Source organism: Actinoallomurus sp. NPDC052308, assembly GCF_040679195.1.
Lineage (GTDB): Bacteria > Actinomycetota > Actinomycetes > Streptosporangiales > Streptosporangiaceae > Actinoallomurus > Actinoallomurus liliacearum.
Window position 1 is genome coordinate 146,479 of sequence record NZ_JBFAUM010000005.1, and the last position, 20,446, is coordinate 166,924.

Annotated in this window: 17 protein-coding genes; 8 read left to right on the plus strand and 9 right to left on the minus strand. The window is 73.3% G+C overall.

Annotation, left to right across the window (positions count from 1 at the left end; translation table 11 throughout):
* Positions 1-57 precede the first annotated feature (57 nt).
* Positions 58-1,299, minus strand: a complete 1,242-nt coding sequence (locus tag AB0L00_RS17800; protein ID WP_364434889.1) for a hypothetical protein — start codon at positions 1,297-1,299, stop codon at positions 58-60.
* Positions 1,300-1,399: 100 nt separating this feature from the next.
* Here AB0L00_RS17800 and AB0L00_RS17805 point away from each other — a divergent pair, with 100 nt between their 5' ends.
* Positions 1,400-3,127 carry a histidine kinase gene (locus AB0L00_RS17805; protein WP_364434892.1) on the plus strand — a complete coding sequence of 576 codons (1,728 nt, stop codon included), beginning with the start codon at positions 1,400-1,402 and terminating at the stop codon, positions 3,125-3,127.
* Here AB0L00_RS17805 and AB0L00_RS17810 read toward each other — a convergent pair.
* Both AB0L00_RS17810 and AB0L00_RS17815 read right to left on the minus strand, forming a co-directional pair.
* Complete coding sequence (locus AB0L00_RS17810) at positions 3,047-3,652, minus strand: response regulator transcription factor (RefSeq protein WP_364434895.1); 606 nt, start codon at positions 3,650-3,652, stop codon at positions 3,047-3,049. The genes AB0L00_RS17805 and AB0L00_RS17810 overlap by 81 nt on opposite strands.
* Positions 3,653-3,851: 199 nt before the next feature.
* A complete protein-coding gene (locus AB0L00_RS17815; protein ID WP_364434898.1) occupies positions 3,852-4,907 on the minus strand; it encodes an aldo/keto reductase in 1,056 nt (351 codons plus the stop codon).
* Positions 4,908-5,100: 193 nt separating this feature from the next.
* Here AB0L00_RS17815 and AB0L00_RS17820 point away from each other — a divergent pair, with 193 nt between their 5' ends.
* The 3 genes from AB0L00_RS17820 to AB0L00_RS17830 all read left to right on the plus strand — a co-directional run bounded on the left by AB0L00_RS17820 (position 5,101) and on the right by AB0L00_RS17830 (position 8,682).
* On the plus strand, positions 5,101-5,988 hold the full coding sequence (locus AB0L00_RS17820; RefSeq protein ID WP_364434901.1) for a fumarylacetoacetate hydrolase family protein: 888 nt from the start codon (positions 5,101-5,103) through the stop codon (positions 5,986-5,988).
* 205 nt (positions 5,989-6,193) lie between these two features.
* On the plus strand, positions 6,194-6,469 hold the full coding sequence (locus AB0L00_RS17825) for a hypothetical protein (RefSeq protein ID WP_364434904.1): 276 nt from the start codon (positions 6,194-6,196) through the stop codon (positions 6,467-6,469).
* Positions 6,470-6,492: 23 nt separating this feature from the next.
* Positions 6,493-8,682, plus strand: a complete 2,190-nt coding sequence (locus AB0L00_RS17830; RefSeq protein ID WP_364434907.1) for a histidine kinase — start codon at positions 6,493-6,495, stop codon at positions 8,680-8,682.
* Between the two features lie 120 nt (positions 8,683-8,802).
* Here the strand turns inward: AB0L00_RS17830 and AB0L00_RS17835 are convergent, their stop codons facing one another.
* Positions 8,803-9,408: a response regulator transcription factor gene (locus AB0L00_RS17835; RefSeq protein WP_364434910.1), complete on the minus strand. Its 606-nt coding sequence runs from the start codon at positions 9,406-9,408 to the stop codon at positions 8,803-8,805.
* Between the two features lie 109 nt (positions 9,409-9,517).
* Here AB0L00_RS17835 and AB0L00_RS17840 point away from each other — a divergent pair, with 109 nt between their 5' ends.
* Positions 9,518-10,252 (plus strand): ABC transporter ATP-binding protein, encoded by a 735-nt coding sequence (locus tag AB0L00_RS17840; RefSeq protein WP_345351047.1) that lies wholly within the window; start codon positions 9,518-9,520, stop codon positions 10,250-10,252.
* On the plus strand, positions 10,249-12,729 hold the full coding sequence (locus tag AB0L00_RS17845) for an FtsX-like permease family protein (protein WP_364434914.1): 2,481 nt from the start codon (positions 10,249-10,251) through the stop codon (positions 12,727-12,729). Before AB0L00_RS17840 ends, AB0L00_RS17845 begins: the two co-directional genes overlap by 4 nt.
* Positions 12,730-13,653: 924 nt before the next feature.
* Here the strand turns inward: AB0L00_RS17845 and AB0L00_RS17850 are convergent.
* Both AB0L00_RS17850 and AB0L00_RS17855 read right to left on the minus strand, forming a co-directional pair.
* Positions 13,654-14,259 carry a TetR/AcrR family transcriptional regulator gene (locus AB0L00_RS17850; RefSeq protein ID WP_364434917.1) on the minus strand — a complete coding sequence of 202 codons (606 nt, stop codon included), beginning with the start codon at positions 14,257-14,259 and terminating at the stop codon, positions 13,654-13,656.
* Between the two features lie 595 nt (positions 14,260-14,854).
* Entirely contained in the window at positions 14,855-15,787 is a 933-nt protein-coding gene (locus tag AB0L00_RS17855) for a hypothetical protein (protein ID WP_364434920.1), read from the minus strand.
* 215 nt (positions 15,788-16,002) lie between these two features.
* On the opposite strand from AB0L00_RS17855, the gene AB0L00_RS17860 reads away from it, so the two are divergent.
* The gene (locus AB0L00_RS17860) at positions 16,003-16,755 is read left to right on the plus strand and encodes a helix-turn-helix transcriptional regulator (RefSeq protein ID WP_364434923.1); all 753 of its coding nucleotides are present in this window, start codon (positions 16,003-16,005) and stop codon (positions 16,753-16,755) included.
* Positions 16,756-16,786: 31 nt separating this feature from the next.
* Here AB0L00_RS17860 and AB0L00_RS17865 read toward each other — a convergent pair whose 3' ends face one another.
* From AB0L00_RS17865 to AB0L00_RS17875, 3 genes are read right to left on the minus strand one after another with little or no spacing between them, the layout of a single operon-like run.
* The gene (locus AB0L00_RS17865; RefSeq protein WP_364434926.1) at positions 16,787-17,179 is read right to left on the minus strand and encodes a hypothetical protein; all 393 of its coding nucleotides are present in this window, start codon (positions 17,177-17,179) and stop codon (positions 16,787-16,789) included.
* A 26-nt stretch (positions 17,180-17,205) separates the two neighbouring features.
* Positions 17,206-18,324, minus strand: coding sequence for an ImmA/IrrE family metallo-endopeptidase (locus tag AB0L00_RS17870; RefSeq protein ID WP_364434929.1), 1,119 nt, complete (start codon positions 18,322-18,324; stop codon positions 17,206-17,208).
* Positions 18,321-19,040, minus strand: a complete 720-nt coding sequence (locus AB0L00_RS17875; protein ID WP_364434932.1) for a hypothetical protein — start codon at positions 19,038-19,040, stop codon at positions 18,321-18,323. Before AB0L00_RS17875 ends, AB0L00_RS17870 begins: the two co-directional genes overlap by 4 nt.
* A 138-nt stretch (positions 19,041-19,178) precedes the next feature.
* On the opposite strand from AB0L00_RS17875, the gene AB0L00_RS17880 reads away from it, so the two are divergent.
* The gene (locus AB0L00_RS17880; RefSeq protein WP_364434934.1) at positions 19,179-20,384 is read left to right on the plus strand and encodes a cytochrome P450; all 1,206 of its coding nucleotides are present in this window, start codon (positions 19,179-19,181) and stop codon (positions 20,382-20,384) included.
* Positions 20,385-20,446 lie beyond the last annotated feature (62 nt).

Genomic DNA, 20,446 nt, shown 5'->3' on the forward strand with positions numbered 1-20,446 from the left:
ACTCCATCGAGATGTGCCGGGCGGCATGGGCTCCGGCGGACGCCGATGACGGTTCGGCTACAGCGACGAGAACCAGGTCACGATCTGTGGGATCGACCGGAACGCCGATCCGTTGTGGTCGGTGTCGCCGACGTCGATGAGCGGCGCGGCCACGCCGTGGGCGCGCAGGGCCCGGACGCAGTTCTGGGCGTTGCGGATGGTCACGTCCTTGTCCCCGCGCGCGGCGTACACGCGGACGGGCACGCGCGGCGTCCAGTTCCTGCAGGTGTCGTCGTTCTGCCGGAGCGCCCGGGCCAGGCCGCCCGTCGGGTGGTCGAACCTCTTGATGAACGCGGGCGTGAGGAGTTCCTGAGGCGTGGCCGGCAGGCCGGTGACGATCTCCGCCGGGGTGTGGTCGCCGTCGAAGAGCGTCTCGACCGTCGCGCTGTACGGCTGCTGGAAGGCCTCGGACGGAGAGGCGTAGATGTGGTGCAGCCGGTTCATCGACGTCAGCCAGTACCCGAGGTAGAAGGTGACCTCTCGGGGGTCGAGTGACGTCCCGTGCAGCCCTTCGGGGACCTCGGCGTGCTCGACGTCGTACGGGCCGCTGACCGGCGCGAGCGCGGCCAGCCGTCCCTTGGCCTGCAGGGCGCGGCCCAGGGCCATCGCGGCCGCGCCCCCCTGGGAGAAGCCGGTGACCCGCACGCGCCGGTCCAGGGTGCGCCCGTGCCGGGCGGCGACCTTCTCCGCCGCGCGCAGCATGTCGAGGGAGGCGCTCGTCTCCGAGGCGTGGTCCATGTACGGGTGGCGGCCGGGACCGAGTCCCAGCCCTAGGTAGTCCGGCGCGACGGTGCCGAACCCGGCCCCGGCGAACAGGATCGACCCGGCGCGGTCGTAACTGCCCGCGTTCACCGTCGCCGCGGCCTTCTTCGTCGGGTTGGTGCCGTGTTCGTACACGACGGTCCGCAGCCGGCGGTCCTTGCCACGCGGGAGGACGACCAGGCCGCTGGCGGTCGTCGGCCGGCCGTTCACGGCGACGGTCCGGTACACGACGCTGTACACCTCGACCCCGTACTTGGGCTTCGGCGAGCCGAAGTTCATCTTCGCGAGGTATTCCGTGGTTCGTGCCTTCGACATGCTCGCGATGCGGGTCGTGGAGACGACCTCGCCACGCGTCGGCGCGGTCGCGTGAGCGGACGGCACGGCGGCGAGCGCCAGGGCGGCGGCGCAGGCGGTGCCGACCGCGGCGCGGGCGGTACCACGTGCGATGCGAGAGGTCGCGATTGCGGTGCGGGCGGTTCCGAGAGGCGCTCTGTTCATGACATCGACGATCTCCGAACGGGCGCGTACGCCACCAGTGCCGGTCACCCCGACCTGGCATGTAGAACACACGATCCGGACAAATCACTAAAATCATGGCGTGGTGATCATCCTCGTCGTCCTGGTCGGTCTGGCCGTCGATCCGTGGCTGATCACACCGAGCGTTCCGGCGGTCCTGACGCTCGCGCTGCAGATCCTGCACTGCCTGCCGGCGACGAAACGGTTCCGGGGCCGGTGGAGCCTGGCCGCCCAAGCCCTGCTCTTCCCCTGGGCGGGCCCGCCGGGCTTCCTCGCCGCCTCCGTACTGCTGATCCTCCCGGGGCGGATCCGCTGGGCGCTGTTCGGCGCCGTCGTGGCCGCGGCCGGGCTGCTGAACCTGGGAGACGTGTACACCTGCGTCAATGCCATGGGCAACACCTTGGCGGTCGGGGTCACCGTCTACGGCCTCACCCGGCTCAGTGACCTGCGCGCCGAACTCCGTGCCGCCCGCGGCGAACTGGCCGCGGAGTCGGTCGCGGGCGAACGCGAGCGGTTCTCCCGTGACCTGGACGCCGCCCTCGGCGCGACCCTCTCGGAGATCGCCGGTCTCGCCGCCCGGGGGCAGGTCGAGCGGATCCTGACCCTCGCCCGGGAGAGCGCTGCGCGCGTCCGGGCGACGCCCGCCGCCCCGGTCGATCCGCCGCCCGCCGACCTGACGCCGCGCCTGGCCCTGCCGATCGTCGTCGTCGCGCACCTCGAGTACCTGGCGGTGGGCGCGGTCTCCCTGGTCGACGCGTCGCCGCCCGCCCTCCTGCTCGCGGCCGAGCTGACGGCCCTCGTCGTCATCATCGGGCTGTCCGTGTACCACTGCCTGCCGCGCCCGCCCGGCGTACGGCCCCGGCACGCCGGCTGGACGCTCTCCGCGCAGACCGCGCTCGCCTGCCTGCCGCTCCTGCTGCCCGGCGGTCCCGACCCCCGGATGGTCGGCTTCGCCGTCGGCTCGATTCTGATCATCGTCGGCGGACGCCTGGCGTGGGCGCTTTCGGGGGCCGTCGCCGTGAGCGTTCCCGTCATCCTGCTCGTCCGGTCCGTTCCCCTGGGAGAGGCCGCCTCCCTGACGGTCGACATGGTGATCATCGCATCGATCTTCTACGGGCTCGCCCTGCTCACCGGGCTCGTCCACGAGATCCGGGAGGCGCGCCTGGCGCTCGCCGCGATGGCGCTGGCGCGCGAGCGGCGGCGGATCGCCAGGGACGTGCACGACCTGCTCGGATACGGTCTGTCCGCCATCATCGTCAAGGCCGAGCTGGCGGCGCGGGACCCGCTCCGGGCCGAACGCGAACTCGCCGACATCCCCCTGATCGCCCGGCGGGCGCTGGGCGACCTGCGCGCCATCCCGGGCGACGATCCGCGGATGTCCCTCCACGCGGAGCTCGTCTCGGCGCGTGACGTGCTCACCGCCGCCGGGATCGCGGTACGCGTCGACGTCTCCGCCGACGGCCTTCCCGGAGCGGTCGACGCCCTGCTGGCGACCGTGCTGCGCGAGGCCGTCACCAATGTCCTCCGGCACAGCCGGGCCCGGACCTGCTCCGTGGAGGTGACGGCCGCCGACGGCACGGCCCGGCTGCGCGTCACCAACGACGGCGTCCCCGAAACCACGGCGGGGACGGCCGGGCAGGGCGTCGGCAACCTCACCGAACGCGTGGCCGCGCTGGGCGGCCGGCTCACGGCCGGGCCGCGTCCGGGGGAGGAGTACGAGCTCCTGGTACTACAGCCAGCCGGCCTCGGTCGCGATGCGGACCGCGTCGATGCGGTTGCGGGCGTCCAGCTTGGTGACGATCGCCCCTAGGTAGTTGCGCACGGTGCCCTTGGTCAGGTGGAGCCGCGCGGCGATCTCGGAGAGCTCCGCGCCCTCCGCGGCCAGCCGCAGCACCCCCACCTCCCGCTCCGTCAGCGGGTTCGGCCGGGCCGTGATCGCCGCCGCGGCCAGCTGTTGATCGATCACGAGCTCCCCGGCGGCCACCCGGCGGATCGCGCCGGCCAGCTCGGTGGGCGGGGAGTCCTTCAGCATGAAGCCCCGCACCTGGGCCGTCAGGGCCCGGCGCAGGGTCTCCGGGTGGCCGAGCGCCGTGAGGATGAGCGTGCGGCAGCCCGGCAGCCGGTCGGCGAGCGCCGTGGCCGCCGTGAGCCCGTCGATGCCCGGCATCTCGACGTCCAGCACCGCGACATCGGGCCGGTGCTCGAGCGCGGCGGGGAGCACGGCGTCGCCCGTTGACACCTCGGCCACCACCTCGATGTCGCGCTCCAGCGCCAACAGCGCGATCAGGGCGCCGCGGATGAGATGCATGTCCTCGGCCAGAAGTACCCGTATCACGCCTCACTCCCGACAAGTCCCCGCGCAACGGTTCCAGGACGTCATCCTGCCAGGTGGGGCCCGGTCGGCCGGAAGGGGCTCTGGAGGCTCAGGTACGCCGGGTCGCCGTCCTCCTTGGTGGGCACGCCGTAGCCGGCGGCCGAAGGCCGGGGGACCACCAGGAACCGCAGGCCGATGTGGCCACGCCGTGACCTGAGCGTCAGGGGCGTACCGGGCCGGTCCCGGCGCCGGAGGCGTTGATCGCGGCCGCGACCTCGGCCAGGTCGGCGGGTGTGAGCTCCACCGAGCCGGCGCCGATCCACCCGTCGACCTGGGCGGCCTTGCGGGCGCCGACGATCGCGCCCGTGATGCCCGGCCAGGCCAGCGTCCAGGCGATGGCGACCTCCGCGACGGTGACCCCGTGCCGCTCCGCGATCGGCCGCAGCGCGTCGGCGACCTGGAGGTTCGCGGTCAGACCGGTCGTGAAGTCCGCGTGGGCGGCGCGCCAGTCGTCGGCGGGCAGGTTCGCGACCCGCTCGGCGGAGAAGGCGCCGGTGAGCAGGCCGGACTGGAGCGGCGAGTAGACGATCACACCGGTGCCGTGCCCGGCCGCCCAGGCGATCTCCGCGGCTGCGGACCGGTTGATCGCCGAGAACGGCGGCTGGATCGCGTCCACGTGCGCGACCCGCTCGGCGGCCGCCAACTGCTCGACCGAGTGGTTGGACAGGCCGATGGCGCGGACCTTGCCCTCGGCCTTCAGGTCGGCCATCACCTGCCAGTACTCCTCCAGCGGCGTCGCGTTGGGGGAGACGGCGCCGCTGCCGTCGCCGGCGTACTCCAGCGACTCGCCGGTGTCGGGCCAGTGCACCTGGTACAGGTCGATGCGCTCGACGTTCAGGCGCCGCAGCGATTCCTCGACCTCGCGCCGTACGCTGGCCGGCTTCATGATCCGCCGGGGCGCGGCCGACGGGTCGTCCGGGTTCCAGACGAGGCCGGCCTTGGTGAAGATGTACGGGCGGTCGGCCTCGGGCAGGTCGGCGATCGCCTTGCCGACCAGTTCCTCGGAGTGGCCGAGCCCGTACACGGCGGCGGTGTCGATCCAGTTGACGCCCGCGTCCAGCGCGTGCCGGATCGCGGCGACCGACTCGGCGTCGTCCGTGGCGCCCCAGCTGAAGGTCCAGCCCGAGCCCGACACGGCCCACGAGCCGAAGCCCACGCGGGTGATGTCCATGCCGGTCCGGCCGAGCGGGAGGGTGGGAAGGTGACTGCTGGTCATGCCGGCGTGCTCCTCGAGAAGTGGGATCCGGGCCTTCGCCCGGTGTGCCGGATCTCCCGGCACGCACCACTCTGGTCGCCGGGCGCAGGGCGACCCAGGGCTCTGCGCAGCCTGGGTCCGGCAGGACCAGGCTGGACCGCACCACCCCCGGCCGCCTACGTTGCAGGCGTATCGACGTGAAGCGAGGGACGACGTGCACATTGTCCGTTTCGTGCCGACCGCCGGTGACCGCCCGCTGGTGGGGGTCACCGACGGGTCGACCGTCACCGAGCTGACCGGGAGCCTCGGCGAGCTGCTCCGGCTGCCCGCCGCGGAGCTGCGGGACCGTTGCCTCGCGGCGGACGGCTCCCGGCACGACGTCACCGCCGTACGGGTGCTGCCGCCGGCGGACGGGCGGATGGAGGTCTGGGCGGCCGGCGTCACCTACCGGCGTTCCCGCGAGGCGCGGATGACCGAGAGCGAGCGGTCGGCCGACGTGTACGAGCAGGTGTACGACGCCGAGCGCCCGGAGCTGTTCTTCAAGTCCGCGGCCTGGCGGGTGACCGGAGCCGGCGAGCACGTCGCGATCCGCGCCGACTCCGCGATCGACGTGCCCGAACCCGAACTCGGCCTGGTGCTCAACCGGCACGCCGAGATCGTCGGGTACACCGTCGTGAACGACATGAGCTCCCGCACCATCGAGGGCGAGAACCCGCTGTACCTGCCGCAGGCCAAGACCTACCTCGGCGGGTGCGCGGCCGGCCCCGCCGTACGGCCGGCCTGGGAGGTCCCCGACCCGTACGCCCTGGACATCGAGCTCACGATCCGGCGCGACGGCGACGTGGCGTGGGCGGGCCGGGCGAGCACCGGGCAACTGCACCGCAGGCTCGACGACCTGGTCGGGTACCTGTTCCGCGCGGACGCGTTCCCGGACGGCGCCATCCTCGCCACCGGAACCTGCCTGGTCCCCGAGCTGCCGTTCACCCTGGCGGGCGGCGACGAGATCACCATCACGATCGCCGAGATCGGCACGCTCACGAGCACCGTGGTCGTCGGCAGGGACCCCATGGCCTGGCTCGCCGAGGACGGCGCACCGCGCTGAGCTCCGGAAACCGGATTTCCCAGGTGATCGGAAGATGAAAGACTGGCGGACCGCGGCGGGGGCCGCGGATGACGTATGAGGGGAACGGTGCCACGATGGGCAAGCACAGCGCACCCCCGACCGGCAGGACCTGCCCGGTCTGCAGGGGCACCGGCAAGAACAGCGCGCAGCAGGACTGCGGCTCGTGCGGCGGAAGGGGAACGACGTGAGCTACCCGCCGGCCGGCTGTGGCTACCAGGTCCTTTACATCGATCGCGCGGGGCGTCGCGCCGAGTCGCCGCGCTTCGCCGACGAGTACGCCCTGGGCGACTGGTTCCGGGCGAAGACGGACTCCGGCGAGATCGACCGGGAGGCCGAGGCCGAGGGCCGCCCGGGCGGGTTCCGCGTCTACTGCGTGACCGAGGGCCGGCGCGTCGAGATCGACCATCTCCACCCGCGGCTCGTGCACGGACGCCTGAACCGGCGAGCGCAACGAGCCTGACCCGGCTCCTCCCGTTTCCTCCCATGACCCTCCAGCGTTCGTCGTACGCCAGGCCCGTGCTCGGCCCGCGCCTGGCCCGGTTGATCGTCACGGTCGTCCTCGCCGCCTTCGCCGGCGTGTACGTCCTGGCCGCGCCGTTCCGGACGGGCGACGCCCCGCGCGCCGTCGGCACGGTGGTCGTCACCGTGCTCCTGTTCGTGTCGCTGCTCGCCTGGGTGCTGCCCGGCGCGGCGAGGTTCCGCGGCGTCGCGCTCGCGACGGCCCAGGCGCTCCTGGCATGCCTCGACGTGCTCGTGTTCGGTACGTCCGTCGGGATCCTCGCGTTCGCCGCCGGGCCGCTGCTGCTGGCCTCGTACGCGCTGCCCGCCGCCGCGGTGCTCGCCGGTGGGGTGGTCGTCGCGGTCCTGCGGTTCCCGGACGCGGCCGCCGCGACCGACGCCGCGATCACCCCGGTGCTCGGCGCGCTGGTCGTGTACGGCCTCGTACGGCTGGCCGACCGGGTCGCCGACCTGGCCGCCGCCCGGCCGGCGCTGACGATGGCGGCCGTCGCGCAGGAGCGCCTCCGCATCGCCACCGAGCTGAACACTGGAATCGGGCGCGGCCTGGACGCGATCACGGCGGGCAGCCGCCGCGCCCTCGACGATCCCGCAGAGCTGGACGAGGTCCTCCGCGTGGCCCGCCGTTCGCTGGCCGACGCGCGGGCGGCGGCCGCCGACTTCCGTTCCAGGTCGCTCGCGCCCGAGGCCACGGCGGCGCGGGCGCTGCTGGCGGCCGCCGGGATCGAGGCGGAGGTCCGTACCGACCACGAGGAACCGCTCGGCTCGGCGGGCGCGCTGCTGGCCACCGTGCTGCGCGAGGCCGTCACCGCGGTCGTACGCCAGGGCACGGCGACCCGATGCGTCATCGAGACCGCCGAGCGGGACGGGCAGGTCCGGCTCCGGGTGAGCAACGACGGCCCGCCCACCGCGGCGCGCGGCGAGGAGGGCCTCGCCTCGGCCGCCGAGCGGGTCGAGGCGGCCGGCGGCACGCTCACCACGGGCCTCGGCGCGGACGGCCGGTTCACCGTCGAGGCGACGATCGCGGCCACCCCGCGCCCCGTCAGCGTGCCCGACCCCACGGCGTACGGCCTGTCGGTGACCCTCCTCGCGGTGGTGGTGGCGGGCTTCTGCGTCAAGGGCCTCCTGCACGTCCCCTGGGGCGCGGGGCTGCCCGTGGCCGTGCTCGGGATGGCGCTCCTCGCGGTCCTGCAACTGCGCTGGACCGCCGACGCCCCGCCGCGGCACCCGTACGCGGTCCTGGCCGGGCAGACGCTGCTCAGCCTCGTGCCGGTGGTCTGGTTCGGCGCCGCCTGGCTCGGCGCCGCCGGCTTCCTCGCGGGCACCTTCCTCGTCGCCCTCCCCATCCGGGTCGGCGCGCCGCTCGTGGCGGCGGCGATGGCGGCCACCGGGGCGATGACCGCCGCGCTGTCGCAGGGCCCGGCGCGGATCGTCAACTACACGGTGAGCGTGCTGGTCACGGGCCTCGTGGTGTACGGCCTGGTGCGCCTCGCCCGTCTCGTACGCGACCTGCGGGCGGCCGGTGCGGAGCTGGCCCGGGCGGCGACCGTGCAGGAACGCCTCCGCGCCGCCCGCGACCTGCACGACCTGCTCGGGCACAGCCTCGCGGCGATGCTGCTGAAGTGCGAGCTGGCCCGGAGGCTGGCCGGCGCCGATCCGGCACGCGCCGACGCCGAGCTGACCGAGGTCGTGGCCATGGCCGAGCGGGCCCGGGCGGACCTGCGCGCCGCCTCCGGCGCCGGGGAGCCGGAGTTGTCGCTGGAGATCGAGGCCGAGTCCGCGCGCTCCGTGCTGACCGCCGCGGGGGTCGAGACCCGGGTCGACCTCGGCCACGGCCCGCTGCCCGCCCCGTCGGCGACGGTGCTGAGCGCGGTGCTGCGGGAGGCGGTGACCAACGTGCTGCGGCACAGCGCCGCCCGGCACTGCGCCGTCGTCACGACGAACGAGGCGGGCCTCGTGACCCTCACGGTGGAAAACGACGGTCTCGACCCGCGGGCCCGGCGGGAACCGCCGGGGTCGGGGATCGGCAACCTCACGACCCGGCTGGCCGCCGTCGGCGGCAGCCTGACCGCCCGCGCCGACGGCGACGGCGGCTTCCGCCTCCAGGCCCGGCTGCGCCCCGACACCGTGGTCGACGGCGTGCCGAACGCTCGGTGACGGCGATCACGAACCGGGGCGAACTACGTCGGGACGGCGTTCGGCCGGGCCGTTGGCCGAGCTTTCCGTTCGCCCGCGTGGCGGGCAGATCCGAGCTCTCCGTTCGCCCGCGTGGCCGGGTCAGATCCAGCCCGCCTCTTGGGCGATGCGGGCGGCGTCGGTGCGGTTCCGGGCGTTCAGCTTGTCGACGACGGCGGTCAGGTAGTTGCGTACGGTGCCGGCCGACAGGTGCAGCCGCTGGGCGATCTCGGGCGCCTCGGCGCCCTCCGCGGCCAGCCGCAGCACGTCCGTCTCGCGTGGGGTGAGCGGGTTGTCGGCGAGGTCCCAGGCCGTCAGCGCGAGACTCGGGTCCAGTACGCGGCGGCCGGCGGCGACATTCCGGATCCCCGCGATCAGGTCGTCGGGCGGCGCGGTCTTCAGCAGGAACCCGCCCGCGTGCGCGGTGAGCGCCCGGCGCAGGTGACCCGGCTTGCCGTGCCCCGTGAGGATCAGCGTCCGGCACTCCGGAAGCCGCTCGTGCACGGCGGCCGCGGCGGTCAGCCCGTCGGCGCCGGGCATGTCGACGTCGAGCACCGCGACGTCCGGCCGGTGGCGCAGCACGGCGGGCAGCACCTGGTCGCCCGCGTCGACCTCGGCGACCACCTCCAGGTCCGGCTCCAGCGACAGCAGCGCGGCGAGGGCGCCGCGCACCACGTGGTGGTCGTCGGCCAGCAACACTCTGATCACGGGTCATGTGTACCAGGGGCCTCGTCACGGTCCGGACCATGACGAGGTCATGGTCGGCTCGTGAGCACGTCTCTGGCCCGGGAAACCGCAGTTCACGAGACTTGTCGGCATGGATGACGTCGTGGTGATGAACGCCGTGAGCAAGGTGTACGGCAAGGGCAGGAGCGCGGTGGCGGCGCTGCGCGAGGTGACGACCGGCGTTCCGCGCGGCCGGTTCACCGCCGTGATGGGACCCTCCGGTTCGGGCAAGAGCACGTTCCTGCACTGCGCCGCCGGGCTGGACACGCCGACGTCCGGCACCGTACGGCTCGGCGACACCGAACTGTCCGGGATGAACGAGACGCGGCTGACGGAGCTGCGCCGCCGGAAGGTCGGGTTCGTGTTCCAGGCGTTCAACCTCGTGCCGTCGCTGACGGTCGAGCAGAACATCACCCTCCCGTTGCGGCTGTCCCGGACCCGCGTGGACCGCGGGTGGCTGAAGGAGATCGTCACGCGCGTCGGGCTGGCCGAGCGCGTGGGCCACCGGCCGGCCCAGTTGTCCGGCGGCCAGCAGCAGCGGGTCGCGATCGCCCGCGCCCTCGTGACCCGGCCCGAGGTCGTCTTCGGGGACGAGCCGACCGGGGCGCTGGACACGATGACCGCGCGGGAGGTGCTCGCCCTGCTGCGCGAGACGGTCGACGGGATGGGCCAGACCGTCGTCATGGTCACCCACGACCCGGTGGCCGCGTCGTACGCCGACACCGTGCTGTTCCTCGCCGACGGCCGCATCGCCGACGCGATGGACGCCCCGACGAGCGACAAGGTCGCCGCCCGCATGACCCGCCTGGGAGCGTGGAACCGATGATCGGTCTGGTCCTGAACACCCTGCGGCACCGCAAGGCCGGGTTCGCCGGGGCGTTCCTCGCGCTGTTCTGCGCGGCGGCCCTCGTCTGCGCCTGCGGCATCCTCCTGGAGACGGGGCTGCGCGGCACGATCGCCCCCGAGCGGTACGCCGGCGCGCCCGTCCTCGTCACCGGCGACCAGTACGTCCACCAGGACAAGGTGAAGAAGGGCAAGGTCAAGCACAAGGCCAAGGCGCTCGCCGAGCGCGCCTGGCTGCCCGCCTCGACGGTGGACCGGGTCCGTGCCGTGCCGGGCGTGCGCACGGTGGTCACCGAGGTCACGTTCCCGGCCGAGGTGCCGGGCGCCGCGCCGGGGAGCTCGTGGGGGCACGGCTGGGAGTCGGCGGCGCTGACCCCGTTCACCCTCACGGCCGGCCGGGCGCCATCGGCGGAGGGTGAGGTCGTCGTCGACGCCGCCACCGCGCGTACCGCACACCTGCGCGTCGGCTCGCGGGTGCCGGTCTCCTCGCCGGCCTCGACCGGCGCGTACCGGGTCGTCGGCGTGACCCGCGAGGCGCTCCCGCACCAGACCGCGATCTTCTTCTCGACCGAGGAGGCGCGACGCCTCGCCGGGCGGCCGGGCTCGGTCAGCGCGATCGGCGTGTTCCCGGCCTCGGGGGACTCCGCGGTCGCGGAGCGGGTCGCTGCGGCCGTCCGGGGCACGTCCGCGACCGTGCACACCGGCGGCGACCGCGGCCGGACCGAGTTCTGGGACGCGGAGAAGGCACGGATCAAGCTGATCAGCATGGGCGGCGCGCTCGGCGGCACGGCGCTGCTCGTCGCGATCCTCGTGGTCGCCGGCACGTTCGCACTGTCCATCCAGCAGCGGCAGCGGGAGATCGCGCTGCTGCGCGCCGTGGCCGCCACGCCGCGCCAGATCCGCCAGATGATCGGCCGGGAGGCGCTCATCGTCAGCGTCGGCGCCGGCGCACTCGGCGCGGCCGCCGGGCCGCTCCTGGGCCTGTGGCTGCGCGACCGGTTCCGCGCCCTCGGCGCCCTGCCGCCGACCCTGGACCTGGTGCTCAGTCCGTTCCCGCTGTTCGCGGCCGTGCTGGCCGCCGTTGTGGCGGCCTGGGCCGCGGCGCGCCTGTCCGCCCGCCGGTCGGCGCGGATCCGGCCCGTGGAGGCCCTCGGCGAGGCCGCGCTGAGCGGCCCGCGCACCGGGCCCCTCCGAATCCTGGCCGGTCTGGCATTCCTCGCCGGCGGCGTCGTCCTGACCCTCGTCCTGTCGTCGCTGAACACCGAGGCGGCGTCCAGCCCGGTCACCATGCTCACCGCGATCGTCTGGACCACCGCCGTCGCCATCCTCGCCCCGGTCGTCGCCCGTACCGCCGCCGCCCTGTGGGGCGCGCCGCTGCGGCTCTCGCCGATCGGCGGCCACCTCGCCGCCGCGAACCTGCGCACCCGTTCCCGCATCGTCGGCTCGGTCATCGCCCCGCTCACGCTGATGATCGGCCTGACCGGCACGATCCTGTTCGCCCAGACGACCATGGGGCACGCCGCCACCGCCCAGGCCGACGCCGGCACCATCGCCGACAACGTCCTCGGTCCCAAGGTGCCCGCCGCGGCCGCCCCCGCGCTCCGCCGGACACACGGCGTCACCACGGTCACCGAGGTCGTGCACAGCACCGTCCGCGTCGGACTGGAGAACTACGGTGTCCAGGGCGTCACGCCCGCCGGGCTCGCCCGCACCATGAACCTGGACGTGCGTTCCGGCTCCCTGAACGGGCTCGATGCGGGAACCATCGCCGTCAGCAGCACCGCCGCCGACCGGCTCGGCGTGGGCGTCGGCGGCACGGTCCGCATGACGCTCGGCGACGGCACGCCGTTCGCTCCTCGGGTCGTCGCGGTGTACGGCCGCGGCCTCGGCTTCGGTGACCTGACCGTCGCCCACGACCTGCTCGCCGCGCACGTCGACGACCCTCGCGCCGACACGGTGCTGGTCGCCGGCCCGGCCCGGGCGGAGGCCCTGCGGTCGGCCGTCCGGTCCTTCCCGGGCGTCACCGTCCTCGACCAGGCCACGCTGTCGGAGGGCAAGGCCGCCGCCGGGGCCGAGGTGAACTACGTCGCCATGGGCCTGATCATCGCCTTCACCGCCATCGCGGTCGTGAACACCCTCGCCATGGCCACCGCCGACCGCGCCCGCGAACTCGCCCTGCTGCGGCTGGTCGGCACCACCCGCCGGCAGGTCATGCGGATGCTCCGCTGGGAGACCCTGACGGTCGTCGCGACGGCCGTGGTCCTCGGCACGGCCGTCACCCTCGTGACCCTGGCGGCCTTCGGCGCCGGGATGATCGGGTCCGCCGCGCCGTACGTCCCGCCGGTCACGTACCTGGCCGTCATCGGCACTGCCGCCGTGCTCGCGCTGCTCGCGACGGTCCTGCCCGCCCGCCTCGCCCTCGCCGCCCGCCCCGCCGACGTCATCGGCTCCCGCCAGTAACCGCGGCCGACCCACGGACGCGACCCGCCGACGCGCCGGGCGCGGGCCCCAGTGCCCGCCCCCGGCGTGTCGGCACGCCGGAATTCAGCCAGGGAACCTGGCCGCGGTCGGCATCCAACGCAGGAATTCCCCCTGTCCGTCATCCGGGAGGCGCAGGGGGCTGGCGCGGTGACCACTTACGTTCACCGGGTGCGGTGTCGTGGCGGCCAGTGCCCGCGATCAGGGGCCTTGAGTGCCTCGGTCCTGCAAGCGGTCGGTTCGCTGCTCACGGTGAGGCCACCGGTGGCCGAGCCGCTCGAGCCCGGCGGTCGAGCGACCGAACATCAGCGCTTCCAGCGACGAATCGGACACAGTGACTGCGCCGCCCGGGCCGCTGGCATCGTCCCCACGCCGACGCGCGGAGCCTTGCCGTCAGTGTTGACGGAACAAACCGCGTGATCGGTACGAGGCTCGGCCACAGCGACGGCGAAGCAGGCGTCGGGGTGGTAGGTCGAACCCGGCGAACGTTCGTGGTCACCGCACTAGCGAAGGATCCGGGGCAGATTACTGTTTCGCCGCAACCACTTTCGCGGACGACGCCCCTGACCGTCCCCGAGTCGCCCCTATCGACCTCGAGAAGGAGTCCGGGCGCGGGATGCATATCATCGCGGCCCTCTCCGAGGTGTGGGCCCCCCGCCTGGCGACCTCCGGCAAGTGCGTCTGGGCCATTCTCCCGAGCTAGATATGCCCGAGCCGGCCCTCCTATCCCGGGCTCGGAACTAGCGCCCCAGATTTTGGTCGCTGGAACGACGAAAAGTCTGGGCACAGTGCTCTGGCGTTCCCTTCCTGCAGTGCCGTCGCCGGCCCACAGCCCGAGGATCTCGCGGGTGCCCTCGACGGTCACCGCCGGCACCACGGAGAAGTCATGCTTCGTAGGCTCTGGGCTTACTTGTTCGGGGCCGGTTTGGACCGCAGGCCATCGACGATGATGGCAGCAACCTGCGCGCCTATCTCCTCAGGTGCCGGGCCTCTCGCGGACGGGTCGCGGGCGAGGCGCAGGCTTGCGGAAAGCGCTCCGAACAACGTGTGGCGCAGGACGTCTGACGTGACGTCGGCGCGCACTACGCCCTGCGCCTGGCCGCGGGCGATCAACTCGTCGATGCGGTTGACCAGGGAAGCGGTGTCGTGGGCATGCACGCTCTGCAGCACGATGGGGTAGTCCGCGCCGATTCGCGCCAGCGCGCGGACGAGGCGGCCGAGGGTCGACGCCGCGTCTTCGCCGGCCGCATCTGCCTCATCCAGCGCAGTGGCGAACTCGCCGATCGCCTCCTGCGCGATCGCGTCGACCAACGCCTCCCGAGTCGGATAGCGGCGGTAGACCGTCGGCCGGGCGACGTGCGCCTCGTCCGCGATGCGCTGCATGCTCACCGCCGGGTCGTCGGCCAGGAGACGGGCCGCGGCCAGCAGGATCCGCTTCTGGTTGCGCCGGGCATCGACTCGCAGCTCGGAGGACGGTTCGTCGGAGTACCCCGCCGCCTTCAATTGATACATCTCCGTCTCAGTTGATACTCTCTTGTATCAGTTAAGGATGTGCCCAGGCCACGACTGGAGAACTGTCATGTCCACCCTCACAATCAACCGATCCGATCTCACCGGACAGGAGCTCGCCGACCTCCTGCGCTCTCGTCTGGGCCCGGGATACAACGTACTCCCGGGCCTGCGCACAAGCCGTAAGCCGCTTGCCAGGCCGCGGCCCGCCACAACCGACACGGTGCTGGTGGGCCGGGGTTCCAATCGGTTGTTCTGCGCCCACGTCACGATCGCCCGTCGCAGAGGGCGGGTCGAGCTTGAGATCACCCCGGGTGGCCTCGGGTGGGAGACCGCGGTGAACAGCCTCCGACTCGTCCGAAAGATCCGTCGGCTTCTCTCCGAGACGCCTGAAACCTCCGGGCGGTGACCTGTAGGAACAGGAGAGGCCCACACGCGCAATGTCTGTGGGCCTCTCCGAGGAGCCGACAACACGGAACGGAACCGTCGGCAAACGCGACGCGGGTGCGCTACGGCCCGATGCGGGTCGGCCCGCCAGGCACACCGCTGGGGCGGGACCATCGTGTCCCGCCCCGGCGTGTCGGCGCGCCTGGTTCGGTCAGAGCTTCACGAGCGCGTCGCGCCGCATCCAGCCGATGCCGTCCGCCGCGCTGTCGGTGGCCACGGCCAGGTAGGTGTTGCCTTCGGTGGTGTTGTAGTACGTCCAGTCGCAGTACCCGCCGACGACGTTGCCGGCGCGCTTGTCCTTCAGCAGCGTCGACGCGTTGCTCGGCTGCTCGTACACCCCGGCGACCGGCCAGGTCACCTTGTACTGGCAACTGGCCGCGACCGCACGCGACGCCGGGAGGTTCGCGCCGGAGGCGGCGGCGGACGCCGGTGCCGGTGCCGGCGCCGCGGTCGCGGCGGTGGCGGGCGCAGCGGTGGCGGCGCTCGGGCAGGGCTTCGTGGACAGGTACTTGGCGTAGACACGTCCGGCCTTGTGGACCTGCCCGTAGGCGTACCCGACCGCGATCCGGCCGTTGTCCTTCTTCATCTTCCGCGTCTTGCCGTACTGCGTGAACCGGTCGCCGTGGTACAGCCGCCCGATGACCCGCTGCTGGTGGTCCCGCACGTACAGGGTCTGCTGGCCGCACAGGTACCGGGTGTGCTTGGCCACGCCGCTGGACAGGTGCTCGGTGAGCCGTCCGCCGACCGCGTGCTCGGGCTTGCCGAGGCAGGAACGGTTCATGAAGCCCCAGACCGCACCCGAGCCCCACGTCGAGACGACCGCGTAGTGGGCGTCCCAGTTGTAGCGGTAGTTGACGGTCCGGCCGTTGCCCTTCGCCACCGTGACGGAGTGTCCCGGGGTCTTGTCCATCGCGCGGTGCGGCGTGTAGTTGAACCACAGGGTGCAGCTCTTCTTGAGCGGCGCCGGATTGGTCGGGGCCTGGGCCGCCGCCGCGCCGCCGGCGCCACCGATCAGCAGCGCCGCGCTCGCCAGTGAGACGGCCGCGACGGTGACGCCACGACGCCGGGTCTTCTTCGAAGCCATTCCCGGTGTTCCTCCAAGGGGATGCGCTGTCCGCAAGCGGACGGCGGGTTCTCGGACTTCCGCCCGACTGCTCCTGCCACAGCGGGCAAGATCGATCCTGCGCTCCGGACGCGCGGGGTCGCCACGAATCGGCCGATGACGGGACGGGCGGGATATCCCGCGTCGCTGACCAGGTCGATCGTCGAGGACGGGACGACAACGGGACAGGAGACGACGTGGCGGAGCGCCGCAAGCCTCTTCAGCCGCTGCCGGCGGAGCTGCCAGAACCGGTCCGGCGGTTCACGGAGGAGATCCGCCTGCTGTACGAGCGCGTCGGATCGACGCTCGCCCGGCTCGGGAAGGACCTCAACGTCTCGGACTCCTCACTCTCGCGGTACCTCAACGCCCAGACGCCGATCCCGGCGGACGTGCTGGACCGGCTCTGCGAACTCGCCGGCGCCTCCGCCGACGAGCGGACGCGCCTGGAGGACCTGCGCGCGGCGGCGCTGGCCGCCCGCGCGGCGGGCGCCGGCGACCGAGATTCCGACTCTCCGACGTCGGCCGACGTCGACCGGCGGTCCCTGGAGGCCGGTACGGCGGAGGGGGAATCCGCCCCGGCCGGACCCGTCCGGCGCGGACGTGGCCGGCTGCTCGCGGTGGTCGCCCTCACGGCGGTGGTCGCGGGCGCGGCGGCCGTCGCCGTCATCATGGCCGTCACCGGGGACGATCGGCCGTCGGCCACTCACTCGGCGGCGCGACCGGGCGGCTGCCGGCAGCGCCCGCAGTATCGGGTCGTCCAGCGGGGCAACGTCGTGGACGCGCACGGCGTCGTGGTCGGGACCGTGTGGCCGGGCGACCTGTTCACCCGTGACGACGGTCCGGGGAACCCCGACCGGCCGTACCGCTACTACGGGGTGGTGACCAAGAACGGCCTCGCCGGATACGTGCTGGAAGAGCGGCTCGACTACTACCGCGCGGTCTGCGGCTGAGTTCCACCGCCCGGCCGGGGCTCGTGTCGCGTCAGCAGTACGGGCCGAGGGCCTTCTTGATCGACGCCGGGGCGGTGCGCATGGCGGGGTTGTCGCACAGGCCGTCGGTGCCGTAGGTGACCAGGCGCCAGTGGCGGCCCGTGCTGCGGAGCACGGCCCAGACCGGGTCGGTGAGCCCGGCGCTCTGCTTCATGTAGGCGGCCGCCCAGCCGTGGTCGCAGGTGATCCGCCCGTCGACCCGCATCCCGGTCGAGCCGCCGGCGGCGATCGCCTTGACGAAGTCCGCCGCCGACGCGCAGGGCCGCGACGGCCCGGCCGGGACGGAGGAGGTCGCGCTCCGGGGCTTCGGTTCGGCCGTGGACTTACAGGCCGTGAGGCCGGCGGCGCAGGCGAGCGCCATGAGGGGGATCAACGGCCGGAACACCGTGCCTCCTGTAAGGGGGGTTCGGGTCAGCCGACCGCGGGCACGCGGCGGCTCGGGACCAGCAGGTCCAGGTCGGCGCGGGTGACGCCGGCCCGGTCGGCCAGCTCGTCGCGGCCGGTGCCGGAGTCGGCGACCAGCTCGACGGCCCGGGTGAGCATCGTGGGGCGTTCGAGGGGCTTGGCCGGGCCCGGCTCGTTGCGCCGCCAGCCGCGGGCGCTCATCACGCTCATCGCGTTGCGGTACGTGCTCTCCTTCATGATCCCGAGGGTCCGCGCGCGGTAGAGCAGGGCGGCGATGCTGACGCCCCAGCTCGACTTCAGCTCGGCGAGGTACGCCCAGTCGGCGGCGCTCGGGAGCCGGTCGGCGATGGCCGCCTCGGGCATCAGGAACTCGGCGGCGAACCGGTGCGCCTGGTCCTCGATGATCTTGCTGCCGGGCTCCGCGTCGGCGTGCATGACGAGGTGGCCGAGCTCGTGCGCGCCGTCGAAGCGGTTGCGCCAGTAGTCGCCCTTGGCCGGATTGAACATCACCATCGGGCGCGGGTGGGCGCCGATGCTGAACGCGTCGACCCGCTCGGTCGACGGAGGCAGGATCAGCACGATCACGCCGTGCTTCTCGAGCAGCCGTACGAGGTGCGGGATGGGGCCCGCGTCGCCGACCATGGCCTCGCGCGCCAGCCGGGCGGCCTCCACCGGCCCGTGTCCCGCGATCTCCTCCGGCGACACCGGCCGTTCGGGCAGCTCCGCGCGCGGCAGCTCGACGAGCTCTTCCAGGGCGGTCACGATGTCCGCCGCGATCCGGCCGTGGGCGAGGGCCTGGTCGCGTTCGATCTGCGTCGTGGACCGCAGCGAGCGGAAGTGCGCGGTGTCCAGGGAGACGGGGCCGCGCCCGGCGCGGAAGAACTCGACCGGCACGCCCAGCGCGAACGCCAGCCGGGACAGCGTCTTCTCCGACGGCCGGTGCACGCCGGCCTCGTACTGGCCGATGGCGGTCGGCGTGGTGCCGACGGCCTGGGCCAGCTGGTTCTTGCGCATGCCGCGCAGCCGGCGCGCGAGGGTCAGCCGGTCGGCGTCGAACAGCAGCCGCGCCTCGGCTAGCCGCCGCGCGGCCTGCTCGGCACGCCCGTCGGTGGTGTGGTCGTTCACTGTGCCGTTTCGATGCTCGTTTCTGCGCCGCCCGCGCGCCGACCGTGCAGCCGCAGCGGAACATCGGCCTCGTCGTCGGCCCACAGGGGCAGCGTGGAGGGCACGAGCCTACGCCGTCGATCGGCGCCGAGCGTGTCATCGGTCAACTGGCGGAGCCAGTGCCAGGCCGGGCCGCCGTCGGCGTTCAGCCGGGGACGGCCGACGAACAGCTCCATCTCCAGCGGCTCCTCGGTCGCGCTGTGCGCGAGCACGAGCGTCACGACGTCGTCCGTGTCGTGTACGGGACCGAGCCCGAAGTCGAGGCTGAGCTGCGGGTCGTCGGGGAACTCCTGGCGCGCGACCACCTGCTTGGTGAAGCTCTCCCGGTCCCAGCGGATGGCCCGGACGGCGCCGAACCGGTGGCGCTTGAGCAGGATGCGGTAGCGGCCGTACCGCCAGCCGGGCGAGCCGTTGAGGTCGTGGCGGGTCACCATCGCCGCGAGCGGGTCCTCGTCGCCCTCGGCCGGGTCCGGGGCGAAGTCGCCCAGGTGGAACACCCGGTCGAGCTGGGTCTCCAGCACGTCGAAGGCGCCGGTGCCGAACGACCGCTCCTTGAACCCGGCGGCCCGGCTCATCGCGCCGAACACGGCCAGCGTCGCCTCCGTGTGGGCCTCGCGCAGCGCGTGCAGGAATCCGGCTTCGAGCAGGGTGTCCCAGGCTTCCCGATCCTCCGACATGCGTTGGACTATAGATGTTCCCAGCGGCTCACGCGCGAAAATGAAGTGCCCGGCGCGTCGCCCCAAGGTTCGAGGTCGCGCGCTGGACATGATCCACATCGCGGTTGCATGCTGAGGCGGGCGCCGAGGGGGACCGCGATGAGCACTGCCGAGCACGACGAGACCGCGACCCCGACCTTCCCGATGGCGCGGACCTGCCCGTTCGCTCCGCCGGCGGAGTACGCGCGGATGCGCGCGAGCGCGCCGATCGTCCGCGCGACCCTGCCGAACGGCGCGCCGGTCTGGGCGGTCACCCGCCACGCCGAGGCGCGGCAGATCCTCAGCCACCCGGGGATCAGCTCGAACACCGGCCGCCCCGAGCGGCCGCGTGGACCCGATGACGACCGCCCCGACGACGGCTTCTTCGTCGACATGGACCCGCCGGAGCACGGCCGGTACCGGCGGATGCTGCTGTCGGAGCTGGGCGCCCGCCCGGTGGCCGCCATGCGGCCGCGCATCCAGCGGATCGTCGACACGGCGATCGACGAGATGCTGGCGACCGGGTCGCCCGCCGACCTCGTCGAGTCGTTCGCGCGCCCGGTCCCGGCGCGCGTCATCTGTGAGCTCCTCGGCGTCCCGGCCGGCGACCACAGGTTCTTCGAGTCCCGGCTCCGGATGCTGAGCGTGATGGACATCGACGCGCGGGCGCCCCAGGCGTCCCGCGACCTCCGCGACCACCTGCGCGAACTCATCGGCCGCGCCGCGCGCGAGCCGCAGGACGGCCTCATCGGGCGGCTGGCCGCCCGGTACCTGCCGACCGGGGAGCTGACCGTCGACGCTCTGATCAACGTCGGCTTCCTGCTGCTGCTCGCGGGCTACGAGTCACCGGCGAACACGATCGCGCTGGGCGCGGTGACGCTGCTGGCGCATCCGGAGCAGCTCGCGGCGTTGCGCGCCGATCCGGGTCTGCTGCCGGGCGCGACCGATGAGCTGTTGCGGTTCCACTCGGTGCAGGACTGGGTGAGCTTCGACCGGGCGGCGGCGGACGACCTCGAGATCGGCGGGGTGCGGATCCGCGCCGGTGACCGCCTGACGGTGCTCGCCGCGTCCGCCAACCGCGACGAGCGGGCGTTCGAGGATCCCGACGAGTTCGACATCCGCCGGTCCGCGCACCACCACCTCGCCTTCGGCCACGGGGTGCACCAGTGCGTCGGCCACAACCTCGCCCGCGCCGAGCTGGAGATCGCCTACGGCACCCTCCTGGCCCGGATACCGACGCTGCGCCTGGCGACTCCGCTGGACGAACTCCCCTTCGCCTACGACGCCGGTCTCTTCGGACTGCACGCGTTGCCCGTCGCCTGGTGACGCACCGCTGCGCGCGTGCGAGGTGACGTTTCGATCACGCGGCCGGAATGCCGGGTTTTCCG

Coding starts and splice junctions, on each gene's coding strand:
- AB0L00_RS17800 (WP_364434889.1), bottom strand. CDS start 1,299: ATGAACAGAGCGCCTCTCGGAACCGCCCGCACCGCAATCGCGACCTCT.
- AB0L00_RS17850 (WP_364434917.1), bottom strand. CDS start 14,259: ATGTATCAATTGAAGGCGGCGGGGTACTCCGACGAACCGTCCTCCGAG.
- AB0L00_RS17855 (WP_364434920.1), bottom strand. CDS start 15,787: ATGGCTTCGAAGAAGACCCGGCGTCGTGGCGTCACCGTCGCGGCCGTC.
- AB0L00_RS17815 (WP_364434898.1), bottom strand. CDS start 4,907: ATGACCAGCAGTCACCTTCCCACCCTCCCGCTCGGCCGGACCGGCATG.
- AB0L00_RS17830 (WP_364434907.1), top strand. CDS start 6,493: ATGACCCTCCAGCGTTCGTCGTACGCCAGGCCCGTGCTCGGCCCGCGC.
- AB0L00_RS17875 (WP_364434932.1), bottom strand. CDS start 19,040: ATGTCGGAGGATCGGGAAGCCTGGGACACCCTGCTCGAAGCCGGATTC.
- AB0L00_RS17840 (WP_345351047.1), top strand. CDS start 9,518: ATGGATGACGTCGTGGTGATGAACGCCGTGAGCAAGGTGTACGGCAAG.
- AB0L00_RS17845 (WP_364434914.1), top strand. CDS start 10,249: ATGATCGGTCTGGTCCTGAACACCCTGCGGCACCGCAAGGCCGGGTTC.
- AB0L00_RS17880 (WP_364434934.1), top strand. CDS start 19,179: ATGAGCACTGCCGAGCACGACGAGACCGCGACCCCGACCTTCCCGATG.